Genomic DNA, 15,690 nt, shown 5'->3' on the forward strand with positions numbered 1-15,690 from the left:
CAGTTTAACTATACTGTTTTTTCTAGGTTTATTGATGGATTAATTCCTACTTCTGAACTGCTATTTTTTTCTTTTTTTACAATTTGCATCAACATAAATAAAAATAGCACCCCAATTCCCGATAATACAATCATAAAATTCCATGTATTATCAAATCCAATATTATCTATTAATTGCATTCCTGAATTATGCCCAAAAATATGAGACATTGAAAATGCAATACTATAATATGCCATATATTCTCCTTGGTTTCCTTTTTTGGCTCGCTCCATCACAAAAGCATTTGAGAAAGGGAATGCAATCATTTCTCCGATAGTCATTAACAACATTCCTACAATTAAAATTCCAACCCAACCTGTTAAATTGATTACTACAAAACTTAACCCTGTAAGTAATAACCCAAAAAACATTAAGAACTCTTTGGTATGCTTACTTTTCTCTAACCAAGAAATAAGCGGCATTTCTAATAGAAAAATGAAAAATCCGTTCATTCCCAATAACAACCCTATTTCTAATTCTGTTAAATGATGTACATCTTTGTAATACAGCGGCATAGTAGAAAAATATTGTAAGAAAATAAATCCGAAGACAAACATCCCTACAAAAAACACCCAAAAAGCTTTGTCTGAAAATACTGATTCTGGATTTTCTACCTTTATTTCGTCCTGTACTCTTGCCTTTTTAGGATGTAACACATTTACCAATAGCAAAGTTGCTAAAATACAAGTAACTCCATCTACCCAGAACAATCCGCTATAACCTATTGAGGTAATTATTAACCCTCCAACAGCAGGCCCTGCAGAAAAACCTAAGTTAATTGCTAAGCGAATTAAAGTTACCGAACGCGTTTTATTTTCTATTTTACTATAGGTATTTAAAGCCACAAACATAGCAGGTCTGAAAGTATCTGCTACTAGCATCACCAAAAAAATACCTATACAAAATCCCCAAAAAGTATCTACAAACTGTAAGGCTATAAAAAGTAAACCTGTTAAAAACAAACTGGTTTTCATCACTTTGTAAAACCCTATTTTATCTGCTAATTTCCCTCCTAGCCAAGATCCTACAACAGAACCTAATCCGAAGCAAGTCATAATCCAACCTACATCATTTAAGGTAAAATGTAAGCTTTCTCTCAAATACAATGACATAAACGGAATTACCATAGTTCCGGCTCTGTTAATTAAAGTTATTAAAGCCAACCACCATACCTCTTTTGAGAGCCCTTTAAACGTATTTAGGTAGTTAAAATAAAGTTTTTTCATAGTATTTAGTTAATTATTATTGATTAGTATAAAAATAAAAAGCCCGACTTTACAGTCGGGCTTTTTGTTATAGTTATATTTTATATAAACATAGTTATAATACATGTATAGCCCGATCCTCTCTGTGTCTCACCACAGTCGATTTACATTGCTTATATGTATTAAAAATTGTCATTATTATTTCTTGATTGAGATGTAAAACTAGTAAAAAAATAAATATCCCAACAAAAAAGTTTTAAATAATTTCGTAAAGCGTAGGTTTACTGGGTGTAGCGTCGTTTTCAAACGGTGCAATCATCAAATTTAGAAAATAGGTTCCGTCTTTGATATTATTTGATACATAAATAAATTCGGTAATAGTTGCCCTCATTCTAATCGCTCCTTTCGTATTCCAAAAGGCATTATGTGCTAATAATTTTCCTTCATCCTTCTCTTTATCTACCGAGGGTAAATCAATTAACAAATGCTCAATCCCTTTTTCTTTTAGATACTCTGCAGCTTCTTCTAACAAATAAGGTGGATTTGTATTAGAGTATCGCATCGATTTTTTATCTGATAAATTCGGGATTGTTCTAATTACTATAGCTTCTCTTTTTTTGTTTCCTAAAGCATATTGTAACTGCTTTTTAGAAATTACAAAATCTTTATTTTCTATTTGTTCTGGAGCTATAGTTACTACTTCGGTTAAAAAGAAAAACTTTTCTAAATTCTTATTTATTGAATAGACTTTTTCAGTAATATGACCTACACACTCGGTATGTGTTATATGCGAATGTGGATTGAACTGTATATTATTAAAGTTTACATCGGCCCCTTCTTTTACACTTCCTGTCCAATCACCCTCAGACACTGGATATATTTTAGGATCGTCAAGATACCAAGCATTCACATTTTCTTTAGAAGTATCAATGGCTATTGAAATATCAAGTGGCTTTGATAAATCAATTTTATATTTTCTCGAATTATATTCAATAGTTGCTATCATACTCAAATATACTTAAATAATAAATAGTTCTGAAGCCAACCCGTCTGCTAGAAACTTTCCTTTTGATGTAGTTTTTAAAACACCTCCATCATTATAAGAGGGTTCAGTTTGATTTTCTTCGTTCACAATGATTAATAGACCTTGAGTAATAAACTTCTCAGCATTTTTGAGAAGTTCTTTTCTAAATTCTTCCCCGAAATCCTGTGCAATTTTTTCTAACGACACTCCCCAAATGGTTCTTAATCCTGTCATTAAATATTCATTAAACTGATCTTTTATAGTGAGTTTTTCTTGTTCCAAAGGGAGTTTTCCCTCTTGAATTGCTTTGATATATTTTGCATTATTGGCTACATTCCAGCTACGATGTGTTTTATTAAACGAATGTGCTGACGGGCCAATTCCTATATATTTTTTACCTAACCAGTAACTCGTATTGTGTTTTGAAAAATAGTTCGGTTTTCCAAAGTTGGAAATTTCGTAGTGAACAAATCCATTTTTAGCGGTTTCTGCTACCAGAATATCAAAATGTTCTTTGGCTACAGCTTCGTCAACATCTGGGTATTTTCCTTGTTTGATAAACGAATCTAACGCTGTTTTAGGTTCTACCGTTAACGCATATGATGAAATATGATTGATACCGAAATCAAAAGCTATTTGCAGATTTTCTCTCCAACGTTCATTACTCATATTCGGAACTCCGTAAATCAAATCGATCGTAATATTATCAAAGTGGCGAGTCGCCACTGACAAACATTCTGTTGCTTCTTGTGCATTATGAGCGCGGTTCATTAACTGTAAATCCTCTTCAAAAAAAGATTGAATTCCAATACTTAAACGGTTAATAGGTGTATTCGCTAACTCTATTATTTTTCCTTCAGACAAATCGTCTGGATTGGCTTCTAAAGTAATCTCAGGTTTGTTTACTACTGTATAGTTTTTACAAATCGTTTTCAGTAATAGTTCTATTTCTTGAATAGATAGCAAACTAGGTGTTCCTCCTCCAAAATAGATAGTTTCTATTACTTCATTTTGTAGTTCTTCCTTTCGCAATTCTAATTCTCTCACCAAGCAAGAAACTAACTCCTTTTTCTTTTTTAAAGAGGTAGAAAAGTGAAAGTCGCAATAATAGCACGCTTGCTTACAAAATGGGATATGTAGATAAATTCCTGCCAAATCAGTTATCAGTTATCAGTTATCAGTTATCAGTTATCAGTTATCAGTTATCAAGATTACTTATTAATTCTTGTTTTCTTTAAAATTGAAAATAAAATTTTAGCTATTTCATCAGCTTTTTCAAACAACTCCTCATACTCATCTATTCTTAACTCTTTACTATCTTTTAACAAAGACAACCAATATTTAGTTTCTAAACATTCTTTATAAGCTATTGAAATTTTTGCTGAAAAATCTGCTTTAGAAATTGATCCATTTGCTTCTACAATATTTGCTCCAACAGAGGTTCCACTTCTCAATACTTGTTTAGATAATACAAACTCTTTGTTTATAGTCATTAAGCTCTTACTTAATTTTATAATAGAGAGCGCAAAATCGTACGATTTATTTTGAAGTGGGTTATTCTCTAATTTCATAGCTATAAATTGATAATTTGTTACTGTTAATTGAGCTTTGAAAAAATCAGTTTTTGATTTTTTTCGGGTTTTGTTTTACAAACGCTGCCCAACCTGTATAGTTCTTACCTCCTACTTTAGTTCCTGAATTATAGTAATGACATACAGCAGCTGCCAAACCATCAGTAGCATCCAAATTTTTAGGCAACTCTTTTAAGTTTAATAGCGATTTTAGCATTAATGCTACTTGTTCTTTACTAGAGGTACCTTTACCTGTAATTGCCATTTTTATTTTTTTTGGCGCATACTCCGTTACAGGAATTTGACGTGACAATCCTGCTGCCATGGCTACTCCTTGTGCACGTCCTAGTTTTAACATGGATTGTACATTCTTTCCAAAAAAAGGAGCTTCCAACGCAATTTCATCTGGATGATAGGTATCAATCAACTCAATAGTGCGTTCAAAAATGATTTTCAACTTTAGGTAATGATCATCATATTTTTTTAAGAGCAATTCGTTCATTTGAACAAATTCCATCTTTTTTCCTACTACCTTTATAATTCCGAACCCCATAATGGAGGTTCCTGGGTCAATACCTAATATAATTTTTTCTGTCTTCAAACTCTCGCTTATTTAACTTCTAATGAAGTAAATTTAAATGTATTTCCGTCAAACAATCCTTTGTCAGATAGTTTTAAGGATGGAATTACCAACAACGCCATAAAAGACAATGTCATATACGGAGCTCGTAACTTACTACCTAGTTGTTTTGCCATGGCATCCAATTCTGCATAAGCTTTTCCTATTTCAACCGCTGGTTTATCTGACATGATTCCTGCAACGGGGAGCGAAACTACTTTTTCTTCTGAAGTGGTTACGGCACAAACTCCTCCTTTATTTTCAATCAGTAAGTTTACCGCTTTACATATCAACTCATCCGACACTCCAACTGCTATAATATTATGAGAATCATGACCAACTGAACTCGCTATCGCCCCTTCTTTTAATCCAAAATTTTTAATAAAAGCTATCGAAGGTTCAGTATTTTGATAACGATTTACTACGGTCATTTTTAACACATCGTTCTCTACATCTGAAACTAAATTTCCATCTTTTATCAACGAATTTGCTTCTATTTCATTCGTCACTAATTCTCCATCTAAAGCTTCAATAACTCGGATCTTTTCAGATGCTGAATGAAACTCAAAATCAACAACGTTTTTTTTATCAGTATCAAAATTATTCAACACTTCAAAATCTACATGCTCTACAAATGATTTTCCATTTTCAGCCACTAATTCACCATTAATGTATGTTTGGAGTACTTCAAACTTTTGCAAGTCTTTTACTATAATAAAATCGGCATCATCTCCTTCGTTTAACGTACCTACATCAAGATTATAATGCTCCACTGGATTGACACAAGCTGCTTGTAATACTTTAAACACATCCATTCCTTTTGCTACTGCACGCTCACATAACTGATCGATATGCCCTAATAACAAATCATCTGGATGTTTGTCATCCGAACAGAACATCATATTCTCATAATATTCAGGGAGTAGATTTATCAATGCTTTAAAGTTTTTTGCGGCACTTCCTTCTCGAATGATTACTTTCATTCCTTTTTGAAGCTTTTCTAAACCTTCTTCATACGTAAAACATTCGTGGTCTGTATAAATTCCTGCTGCTATGTACTTATCTAAATCTTCTCCTCTTAGTCCTGGTGCATGTCCATCCACTGGTTTGTTGTAGTGTTTTGCCCAAGCGATTTTTTTCAATACCTCTTTATCTTGATAAATGACTCCCGGGTAATTCATCATTTCTGCTAAATATTTGACATCAGGATTCTGCATCATCTTTTTGATATCTTCTGAATCAATTACCGCTCCGGCACTTTCAAAAGAAGTCGCTGGCACACAAGATGGAGCTCCGAAATTGAATTTTAACGGAACCTTCTTTCCGTTTTCAATCATAAAATCTACACCTCTTACACCTAATACGTTCGCAATTTCATGCGGGTCAGATACGGTTGCTACCGTACCATGCGTTACGGCTATTTTTGCAAACTCTGATGGCACTAGCATTGAACTTTCAATATGAATATGAGCATCTATAAATCCAGGTAAAATATAGTTTTCTTCAGCATGATCTACTTCTTTTATTTTCGTAATTTTTCCTGCTTCAACCTCAACTTCTCCTTTGAAAATTCTTTTGTTTTGTATATCGACTATATTTCCTTGTACTCTCATAATTCTTGATTTTACTATGCTAAAATACGTAGTATTTATGCATAAAAAAAGCATCCTGTTCTGGATGCTTTTTAAAGTTATTATTTTTCTGCTACTGGAGGTCCACCAGCTAAAATTTCATCATTCGCATAGTCTTTAAACTTTTTAAAGTTGTTTCTAAACGAATCTGCTAATTTATGTGCAGTTTTGTAATATTCTTCGTCATTATCCCAAGCTTTACGTTGACTTAACAACTCATCTGGAACTCCAGGACATGTTCTTGGTTGTGCTAAACCGAATACAGAGTGAATTCTGAAATCCTCAGGAGTGCTTCCTAACTCACCGTTTAACGCTGCATTAATCATTGCACGCGTGTATTTTAACTTCATACGGTTACCAACTCCATAAGGTCCTGCAAACCATCCTGTATTTACTAACCAAACATTTACATCTGTTTCTTTCATCTTTTTGCTTAACATCTCAGCATAACGAGTTGGATGTAATGGCATAAATGGAGCTCCAAAACACGCTGAAAAACTTGGTTGTGGCTCAGTTACTCCTGCTTCAGTACCTGCTACTTTCGCAGTATACCCAGAAATAAAGTGATAAGCCGCTTGACCTGGTGTTAATTTTGAGATTGGAGGCAATACTCCAAAAGCATCAGCTGTTAAAAAGAAGATGTTTTTAGGGTTTTTACCCATTGATGGAGTTTGAATATTTTCAATGTGATAAATTGGATAACTTACACGTGTATTTTGTGTAATAGTTGTATCAGCAAAATCAACATTTCCTTTATCATCCATTACAATGTTTTCTAGGATTGCTCCTCTTTTGATTGCTCCGTAAATTTCTGGCTCTTTTTCTTGAGATAAGTCGATTACTTTTGCGTAACATCCTCCTTCAAAATTGAAGATGGTGTTTTCAGCAGTCCAACCATGCTCATCATCACCAATTAAACTACGGTTAGGATCAGTAGATAAAGTTGTTTTACCTGTACCTGATAATCCGAAGAAAATAGCCGTATCACCTTCTTTACCAACATTTGCAGAACAGTGCATTGGTAAAGTGTTTTTAAATACTGGTAAAATAAAGTTTAACGCAGAGAAAATTCCTTTTTTAATCTCCCCTGTATAACCTGTTCCTCCTATTAATGCTATTTTTTTACCAAAGTTTAAGATAGCAAAGTTGTGTTGACGTGTCCCATCAACTTCAGGGTCTGCCATAAAACCTGGAGCATTTACTACTGTCCATTCTGGTGAAAAAGTTTTTAACTCTTCTGCTGTAGGACGTAAGAACATATTATATGCAAACATGTTACTCCATGGATATTCGTTTACAACACGAATATTTAACTTATAAGCTTCGTCTGCACATGCATAACTATCACGTACAAATACTTCTTTATTTGATAAGTAGTTAGTTACTTTATCATATAGTTTATCAAATTTTTCTGAATCGAAAGGAATGTTGATGTCTCCCCACCATACTTCATCTTTCGTTATATCGTCTTTAACGATAAAACGATCCATAGGAGAACGTCCTGTAAACTCACCTGTTTCAACAGCTAATGCTCCGAAACTAGTTTCTTTCCCTTGTCCCTTTTCAATAGTGATGTCGTGTAACTCGTCTGAAGTTAATTGATAACGAACCGTAGCGTCTTTTATGCCTAAGTTATCTAACGATATCGTTTTCGTATCAAGATTTGTCATCTTAAAAGATTTTAGTTGTGTTTAATTTTGGACAAAAATAGTTCTTTTTGATTAAACAGCTATATCATTAAAAGATTTTATCACCTTTAATTTTTAATCGCTTTCTTAAAAAAACTATATGCTAACAAGCCCCATCCTATGATTAACAAGACTCCTCCCAAAGGTGTTACAAACCAAATTATTTTAGCAGGAATATTCAACAAATAAATTAAGTAAATAGATCCCGAAAACATTAAAATACCTGTCATCAAAAAATAACTAATTCTATTCTTTTCTTTACTTGTAAACTCGCTAAACATATTTACAAAAAGTAATAATAACACATGTAAAAACTGATAGCGAACTGCAGTTTGAAAACTCTCTAACGCTTCAGGTGTTAACTTTGTTTTTAATGCATGTGCTCCAAAGGCTCCTAAAATTACAGCAATCACTCCTAAAACTGCTGCTATTGTTAAATTTTTATACATTTAATCTATTTTTGTTTAAATTTAAACTTTTTTAGCGATATTGTCGCCTCAAATTATTTAGATAACAAAAGTACATTATAAATGAGAAACATACTGATTATTGGTGCTGGTAGATCGAGCTCTTCACTTATAAAATATTTATTAGATAAATCTTCACTAGAAAACTTACATATAACTATAGGTGATGTCTCGCTAGAGAGCGCGCAATCAAAAATTAACAACCATAAAAATGCTACAGCGATTCAGTTAGATGTCTTCAATGCTGAAGAACGCGCTAATGCAATTCAAAAAGCTGACATTGTTATTTCTATGTTACCAGCTAGCTTTCATATTGAAGTAGCTAAAGACTGTATTACTTACGGAAAGCACATGGTTACCGCTTCTTACATTTCTAACGAAATGAAAGCCTTAGACGAAGAAGCTAAAGCCAAAGGGTTGGTGTTTATGAATGAGATTGGTTTAGATCCTGGAATTGACCACATGAGTGCGATGCAAATCATTGACCGAATCAAGGAGCAAGGTGGAAAAATGTTGCTATTTGAATCATTTTGTGGAGGATTGGTAGCTCCTGAAAGTGACACTAACTTGTGGAACTACAAATTTACTTGGAACCCAAGAAATGTTGTTTTAGCCGGACAAGGTGGTGCTTCAATGTTTATTCAAGAAGGAACTTATAAATACATTCCGTATCACAAATTATTCCGAAGAACAGAATTTTTAACTGTTAACGGTAGTGGAAGATTTGAAGCCTATGCCAATAGAGATTCTTTAAAATATAGAAGTATTTATGGTTTAGAAGATATTAAAACCATGTACCGAGGAACCATTCGTAAAGTTGGTTTTTCTCGTGCTTGGAATGTGTTTGTTCAATTAGGAATGACAGATGATACTTATACTATCGAAGATTCTGAAAACATGAGTTATCGTGATTTCACCAATCTTTTCTTAGCCTATTCTCCTTCTGATTCTGTAGAGTTAAAATTCCGTTCGTACTTAAAGATTGATCAAGATGATTTAATGTGGGACAAATTTGTTGAATTGGACATTTTCAATCCAAACAAAAAAGTTGGATTGAAAAATGCTACTCCAGCACAAATCTTACAAAAAATATTGATGGATTCTTGGACTCTTGAAAAAGAAGATAAAGATATGATTGTAATGCATCATATTTTTGGTTACGAATACAAAGAAGACAAATATCAAATAGAAAGTAGTATGGTGATTAAAGGTGATGATCAAACCTATACTGCAATGGCTAAGACTGTAGGATTACCTGTAGCCATGGCAACCGTACGTATTTTAAATGGTGAGATTACCACTCCGGGAGTTCAATTACCTATTCGTAAAGAAGTATATGAACCTATTTTAAAAGAATTGGAAGACTACGGAATTAATTTTGTTGAAAAAGAAGTACCTTATTTAGGGTATAATCCAGAGAGCATAAAGGGATAAATTTGACTTAATTACAAACCCCATTTCACATAAAAAATATTTCATAAATTACTATAAGCATCAGTTTTACTGGTGCTTTTTTTATACTCCAATCTAAAAAGCAACTTAAAGATTCGCATATTTTTTAACACTTAAGTTTCATAAAAACCTATCGTAAAAAATTATATTGCAAATTATTTTATTTTTAAAAAAGGACGAATGAAACTAATTTTTACTGCGATTTTATCTATTCTACTTACGAATGCATTTTCTCAAAATTCTAATAAAATATTCACTACTGATATTGACAATTTTTGGGTTGCTTATGACAGCATTCAAGAAACAAATGATTATTCAGAAAAACTGAACTTCATTAATAAGCTTTATATTGAAAAAGGAACAAAAGGTCTGAATGCTTTTATGAGAGTACGAAATTATAATGATACTCTTTACGTGAAACTGATAGAAGAATACCCTAAATTCTGGAACTCTATAAGACCAAATACTTTAACTATTAAGAACAAAACCCCTGAGTTAAATAAAATTGTTGCAAACTTAAAGAAACTTTATCCTGAATTAAGAGATGCTGAAATGTATTTTACAATAGGAGGTTTACGTTCAGGTGGAACAGTAACCAATAATATGGTTTTAGTTGGAGCTGAAATTGCTACTGGAACCCTAGATGTTGACATGTCTGAATTTAAAAGAGATTGGCTTAAAAAAGTTTTTGCTAAACAATCTTTAGACAATATTGTTTACTTAAATATTCACGAATACGTACATACACAACAAAAAGAAGGCAAGAAAAGAGTTTTAAATCATAGTATTAAAGAAGGTGCTTGCGATTTTATAGCTGAACTAGCTCTTCAAAAACCAATTCAAACTCAGTATTTATCTTATGGTAAAGAACACAAAAAAGAAATAAAAGAACTATTTAAAAAAGAGATGTTCTCTAGTAAACTTTCAAATTGGTTATATAACGGTTCAAAAAAAGGAGAAAGTGCGGATTTAGGTTATTATATTGGTTATGAAATATGCAAGTCTTATTATAAAAATGCTAAAGACAAATCTCAGGCGATAAAAGATATTATTGAGCTAAACTACAACGACGATCAAGTTGTAGAAAATTTCCTTAAAAAATCTGAGTTCTTTAAAGATGAATAAAGCTATAGGTTTTTAAATTGAATTAAACTTACACATATATAAGCATCAATTTATTGATGCTTTTTTTATTATCAGTTCTAAAAAAATAATACATACATTTACCCCGATAAGTTCTTTACATACTTCATCAACCGAAAAGGTTTTACTTAGCTGTAGATTAATAGGGAATCGTGTGCAAATCACGAACTGTCGCGCAACTGTAAGTAACACACCAAAAGTTTTTATCCTTAGTATATCCACTGCCAAAAGCGGGAAGGATGATAAAAGCTGTTATAAGTCAGGAGACCTGCCTATTCGGATATTGACAATGCTTTCGCGATTTGAAGCTTTTGGGTCATACCGATGATATATTTTAACGCACACTTTCTTCTATGAAATGCTGTGCTTTTTTGGTATGTCATTATTTTTTCTCAAACATCTTATCATTTTTTAGCATTGCGAAGCATCTAAAAGAACTTTTAAAATTAATGTTTAATTATAAAAGTTTAAAAGAAAATGCAAACGCACATTCTTGGCTATCCGCGTATTGGTAGCAACAGAGAACTCAAAAAAGCCTGCGAGCAATATTGGTCGGGCAAAACTAGTTTACAGGAACTTCTTGAAACAGGAAGAAACATCTGTCAACAAAATTGGGAAACCCAACAAGAAGTAGGTATAGACCTTATTCCTTGTAATGATTTTTCTTATTACGACCAGGTGTTAGACATGACGCTTACTGTTGGCGCAATTCCTAAACGTTACAACGAAGTAGCTTTAAAAGCTTCAAATTCTGAACTTGATCTTTACTTTGCCATGGCAAGAGGATATCAAAAAGATGACCTTGATATTACTGCTATGGAAATGACTAAGTGGTTTGATACTAATTATCATTATATCGTTCCTGAATTTTATAAAGATCAAGAGTTTAAACTATTTTCTAACAAAATTGTTAATGAGTTTGTTGGAGCCAAACAAGCGGGAATTAATGCCAAACCTGTAATTATTGGTTTGATTAGCTACCTTCTTTTGGGTAAAGAAAAAGAAGAAGGCTTTGATAAATTAGATTTAGCCTCAAAACTACTTCCTGTGTATATTGAAATTCTACAAGAACTTCAAACACAAGGAGCTGAGTGGATTCAGTTTGACGAACCTTTTTTAGCGTTAGATTTGAGCGAAAAAGCCAAAGAAACCTATCAAGTTATCTATAATGAAATTAGAAAAAAGTTTCCTAAACTAAAGTTTATAGTTACTACTTATTTTGAAGGTTTAAAAGACAATCTTTCTTTAGCTAACACGCTCCCTATAAACGCATTGCACATCGATTTAGTTCGTTGTGAAGAACAATTAGATGATGTATTAAATACTCTTCCTGAAAATAGAATCTTATCTCTAGGAGTTGTAGATGGAAGAAATATTTGGAAAAATGATTTTGAAAAATCATTACAACTTATTCAAAAAGCTACTGATGTATTAGGTTCTAACAGAGTTTTTGTAGCTCCTTCATGTTCTTTATTACACACGCCTTGCGATTTAGAGTTAGAAACAACTTTAGATAATCAAATTAAACAATGGTTAGCTTTCGCTAAACAGAAACTTACAGAAGTAAGCTTGTTAAAAAAACTATCTGAAGATACTACTGATAAGGTTATTTTAAATGCTTTTGAAGAAAACAAAAAAGCTATTGCCAATAGAAAATCTTCAACATTAATTCACCACAATGATGTAAAACTTCGTGTTGACTCTATTAACGAAACAGACTCTAGAAGAAAAAATAGTTTTTCAATTCGTAAAGAAGTACAAAATAGGGTGTTGAATTTACCACTATTTCCTACCACTACCATTGGTTCATTCCCTCAAACTAAAGAAGTAAGAAGTTGGAGAGCTCAATTTAAAAAAGGTATCTTAAGTAGTGAAGATTACAAGTATTTACTAAAAGAAGAAACTCAAAAAACCATTCAATGGCAAGAAAAAATAGGACTAGATGTATTAGTTCACGGTGAATATGAGCGAAATGACATGGTAGAATATTTTGGCGAACAACTTGCTGGTGTAACTTTTACAAAAAAAGGATGGGTACAAAGTTATGGTAGTCGCTGTGTAAAACCTCCTATTATTTATGGGGATGTTTACCGACCTCATCCTATGACCGTTTTCTGGTCACAATACGCTCAATCTTTAACTAATAAGTGGGTTAAAGGTATGCTTACAGGTCCTGTAACGATTTTACAATGGTCTTTTGTTCGAGATGATCAACCTCGTAACATTACTTGCCAACAAATTGCACTGGCTATACGTGATGAAGTTAGAGACCTAGAAAATGCTGGTATTCGAATCATTCAAATTGACGAACCGGCTATTAGAGAAGGACTTCCTCTTCGAAAATCAGGTTGGAATGATTATCTAAAGTGGGCTGTAGAAGCCTTTAAAATTTCTTCTTGTGGTGTAGATGACGCTACTCAAATACATACACATATGTGCTATTCAGAGTTTAATGACATCGTTCAAAACATTGCTGATATGGATGCCGATGTAATTACTATTGAATGTTCTCGCTCTCAAATGGAACTATTGAATGCCTTTGCCGATTTCAAATATCCGAATGAAATTGGTCCTGGTGTTTATGATATCCATTCACCAAGAGTTCCTTCAAAAGAAGAAATGGTTAAGTTACTACAAAAAGCACAAAAAGTTATTCCTGCTAACCAACTTTGGGTAAATCCAGATTGCGGGTTAAAAACCAGACATTGGGAAGAAACAGAAAAAGCTTTGATAGCTATGGTTTCAGCTGCAAAAGAAGCTTCTACTAAACATGCCTCAAAAACTCTAGAAACAATCAACTAATATTAATTAATAAAAGGTGCCTAAAAATGATATTTTACATTTTTTGGGCACTGATTATCTCAAAAACCCTCAGTAAGAAATGACCACAGAAGAAAAAATAACAAAGTCGGAAACACGTATTTTCAAAGCCGTATTTCCTAACACCACCAATCATTATGACACCCTTTTTGGAGGAACTGCTATGCAACTAATGGATGAAGTTGCTTTTATTACTGCAACACGTTTTTGCAGGCAAAAAGTAGTAACTGTTAGTAGTGATAAAATAGATTTTAAAAAGCCTATCCCTGCTGGAACTATTATTGAATTAATAGGAAGAGTTAGTTATATAGGTAACAAAAGTTTAAAAGTTACCGTTAAAATTTTTACTGAACACATGTATTCACACCACAGAGAAAAAGCCATTGAAGGTGAATTTACCTTTGTTGCTATTGATGAAAATAAAAAACCTATCGCAGTAATAAAAACTGACACAGAGGAACTACATTATTCACAACAAGAACATAATTAAACCAAATAAAGTTTTCGAAAATGTAACCACATAAAAGGTTACATTTTCAAATAAAAATCTTTCGTAAGGTTAATATAGGCTTCAGTATACTGATGCCTTTTTGTTTCTATTATCAACTCTTCTTCTTGGATTGGAGTTTCTACAAAAGATAATTCTAATAAACTTCGTTTAATCTCTGTATCAGGTGTTCCTTTTACACGACAAACTCTGTTAACTTGTAAGTTATAGTTTTTAGCTAATTCTATAAAACCTCCTTCTTCTTTAAAAGGAATAATGGTTGAAAACTTTCCGTTATCAGATAAAATTTTGCTTACACCTTTTAATAATTCTTCAAAAGATAATGAACTCGTAAACCGTGCTTTGTTACGTGCTTTATCTTCCGTTTCATAATTATCTGTATAAAACGGAGGGTTTGACACAATTACATCGTACACTTCTTCCTCTTCTTCCATTTCTTCTGCAAACTCTACAAAAGATGCGTTGTAACAAAACAATCGATCTCCCCAATCTGATTGCTCAAAATTTTCAACAGTCTGCTCATAAGCATTCTCATCAATCTCAACCGCATCTATAGTCATGGCATCACTTCGTTGTGCTAACATCAATGAAATGACCCCAGTACCTGAACCTACATCCAACAACATATCAGGAAACTCACCTAAATTACACCACGCTCCTAACAATACTGCATCGGTACCAACTTTCATCGCTGTTTTATCTTGACACACCGAAAACTCTTTAAATTGAAATGGCTTCATCTATAAAAATCTACTCAATATGTTCTCTGCATTGAAAAACAAATACAATACAATTATTAATAAGATTACTAAAAATAATCCACGTTTTGAATTCCCTCTTTTTCGCCTACCAAAGCGTCTTTTAAACTCCATTATTTATTTTTTATTAAACCATTAAACAGTCTTTCCCAATCTTTATCTCTCATTGGAGATGATAAATACCTCTTAGACTTATAGTCTCTTTTCAATACTCTCAATCCTTCAATACAAAACCTATGAGTGTTAATATATTCAACTCTTAAAAATATTATATTCTCTAAAGAGTATTCCTTTCTAAACCAAAAAAGAATATGATTCTTTATAACTAGCTGGTTGTTCTCAATTGAAAAGTAATAAAGCAACCTTGTTATTAAATAACTCATTATTAAAAAAATCATGCTAACGATAAAAAGTCCATCTATAAAAACCTTTAGAAAACTCAATTACCATACCCTCATATCCTCGTACTTGTTTTAATCTAACTTGTTTTATTTCTGATGTTAAATATCGTTCTCTTTTAAAAAAATTTAAAACACTTACCGTTGAATTTGAAACTTCTATAATTGGAGTTAATTTGAGGTAAAAATATATAACATAAACACCAACCCCCAAAAGAAAAACTCCACCTATTTGTTCTTTAATTCCAAAATTTTTTACGATAAAAAAATAACCTAGAAAAATAAAAAAAACAACTAATAATATAAAGGCTGTGAAACTTAATAATCTAATTTTTGACCTTACCATACTTATCTTTTTCAAATTTAG

The 15,690-nt window shown here is 32.4% G+C and carries 14 protein-coding genes and 1 riboswitch; of the genes, 4 read left to right on the forward strand and 10 right to left on the reverse strand.

The window, feature by feature from the left end; all coding sequences use genetic code 11:
• Positions 1-8: 8 nt before the first annotated feature.
• From DFQ07_RS02895 to DFQ07_RS02930, 8 genes are all read right to left on the reverse strand, one after another.
• Positions 9-1,265, reverse strand: a complete 1,257-nt coding sequence (locus DFQ07_RS02895; RefSeq protein WP_133534769.1) for an MDR family MFS transporter — start codon at positions 1,263-1,265, stop codon at positions 9-11.
• Positions 1,266-1,500: 235 nt separating this feature from the next.
• A complete protein-coding gene (locus DFQ07_RS02900; RefSeq protein WP_133534770.1) occupies positions 1,501-2,250 on the reverse strand; it encodes a cyclase family protein in 750 nt (249 codons plus the stop codon).
• A 12-nt stretch (positions 2,251-2,262) separates the two neighbouring features.
• On the reverse strand, positions 2,263-3,423 hold the full coding sequence (gene hemW / locus DFQ07_RS02905) for a radical SAM family heme chaperone HemW (RefSeq protein ID WP_133534771.1): 1,161 nt from the start codon (positions 3,421-3,423) through the stop codon (positions 2,263-2,265).
• A 56-nt stretch (positions 3,424-3,479) separates the two neighbouring features.
• A complete protein-coding gene (locus DFQ07_RS02910) occupies positions 3,480-3,839 on the reverse strand; it encodes a four helix bundle protein (RefSeq protein ID WP_133534772.1) in 360 nt (119 codons plus the stop codon).
• Positions 3,840-3,885: 46 nt separating this feature from the next.
• Positions 3,886-4,440, reverse strand: coding sequence for a crossover junction endodeoxyribonuclease RuvC (gene ruvC / locus DFQ07_RS02915; protein ID WP_133534773.1), 555 nt, complete (start codon positions 4,438-4,440; stop codon positions 3,886-3,888).
• 8 nt (positions 4,441-4,448) lie between these two features.
• Positions 4,449-6,071 (reverse strand): adenine deaminase, encoded by a 1,623-nt coding sequence (ade, locus tag DFQ07_RS02920; RefSeq protein ID WP_133534774.1) that lies wholly within the window; start codon positions 6,069-6,071, stop codon positions 4,449-4,451.
• Positions 6,072-6,151: 80 nt separating this feature from the next.
• Positions 6,152-7,759, reverse strand: a complete 1,608-nt coding sequence (gene pckA / locus DFQ07_RS02925; protein WP_133534775.1) for a phosphoenolpyruvate carboxykinase (ATP) — start codon at positions 7,757-7,759, stop codon at positions 6,152-6,154.
• 86 nt (positions 7,760-7,845) lie between these two features.
• Positions 7,846-8,226: a DUF423 domain-containing protein gene (locus tag DFQ07_RS02930; protein WP_133534776.1), complete on the reverse strand. Its 381-nt coding sequence runs from the start codon at positions 8,224-8,226 to the stop codon at positions 7,846-7,848.
• An 81-nt stretch (positions 8,227-8,307) separates the two neighbouring features.
• On the opposite strand from DFQ07_RS02930, the gene DFQ07_RS02935 reads away from it, so the two are divergent.
• From DFQ07_RS02935 to DFQ07_RS02950, 4 genes are all read left to right on the forward strand, one after another.
• Positions 8,308-9,678, forward strand: coding sequence for a saccharopine dehydrogenase family protein (locus DFQ07_RS02935; protein ID WP_133534777.1), 1,371 nt, complete (start codon positions 8,308-8,310; stop codon positions 9,676-9,678).
• Between the two features lie 198 nt (positions 9,679-9,876).
• On the forward strand, positions 9,877-10,821 hold the full coding sequence (locus tag DFQ07_RS02940) for a gliding motility protein GldB-related protein (RefSeq protein ID WP_133534778.1): 945 nt from the start codon (positions 9,877-9,879) through the stop codon (positions 10,819-10,821).
• 120 nt (positions 10,822-10,941) lie between these two features.
• Positions 10,942-11,129, forward strand: a riboswitch (cobalamin riboswitch).
• Between the two features lie 187 nt (positions 11,130-11,316).
• Positions 11,317-13,641: a 5-methyltetrahydropteroyltriglutamate--homocysteine S-methyltransferase gene (metE, locus tag DFQ07_RS02945; RefSeq protein ID WP_133534779.1), complete on the forward strand. Its 2,325-nt coding sequence runs from the start codon at positions 11,317-11,319 to the stop codon at positions 13,639-13,641.
• A gap of 79 nt (positions 13,642-13,720) precedes the next feature.
• Positions 13,721-14,149: an acyl-CoA thioesterase gene (locus tag DFQ07_RS02950; RefSeq protein ID WP_133534780.1), complete on the forward strand. Its 429-nt coding sequence runs from the start codon at positions 13,721-13,723 to the stop codon at positions 14,147-14,149.
• A gap of 38 nt (positions 14,150-14,187) precedes the next feature.
• Here the strand turns inward: DFQ07_RS02950 and DFQ07_RS02955 are convergent, their stop codons facing one another.
• Both DFQ07_RS02955 and DFQ07_RS15715 read right to left on the reverse strand, forming a co-directional pair.
• Positions 14,188-14,907 (reverse strand): tRNA1(Val) (adenine(37)-N6)-methyltransferase, encoded by a 720-nt coding sequence (locus DFQ07_RS02955; protein ID WP_133534781.1) that lies wholly within the window; start codon positions 14,905-14,907, stop codon positions 14,188-14,190.
• A 417-nt stretch (positions 14,908-15,324) separates the two neighbouring features.
• Positions 15,325-15,684 (reverse strand): hypothetical protein, encoded by a 360-nt coding sequence (locus DFQ07_RS15715; RefSeq protein WP_208107662.1) that lies wholly within the window; start codon positions 15,682-15,684, stop codon positions 15,325-15,327.
• Positions 15,685-15,690: the final 6 nt, after the last annotated feature.

Origin of the sequence: Tenacibaculum caenipelagi (genome assembly GCF_004363005.1) — a bacterium.
Taxonomy (GTDB): domain Bacteria; phylum Bacteroidota; class Bacteroidia; order Flavobacteriales; family Flavobacteriaceae; genus Polaribacter; species Polaribacter caenipelagi.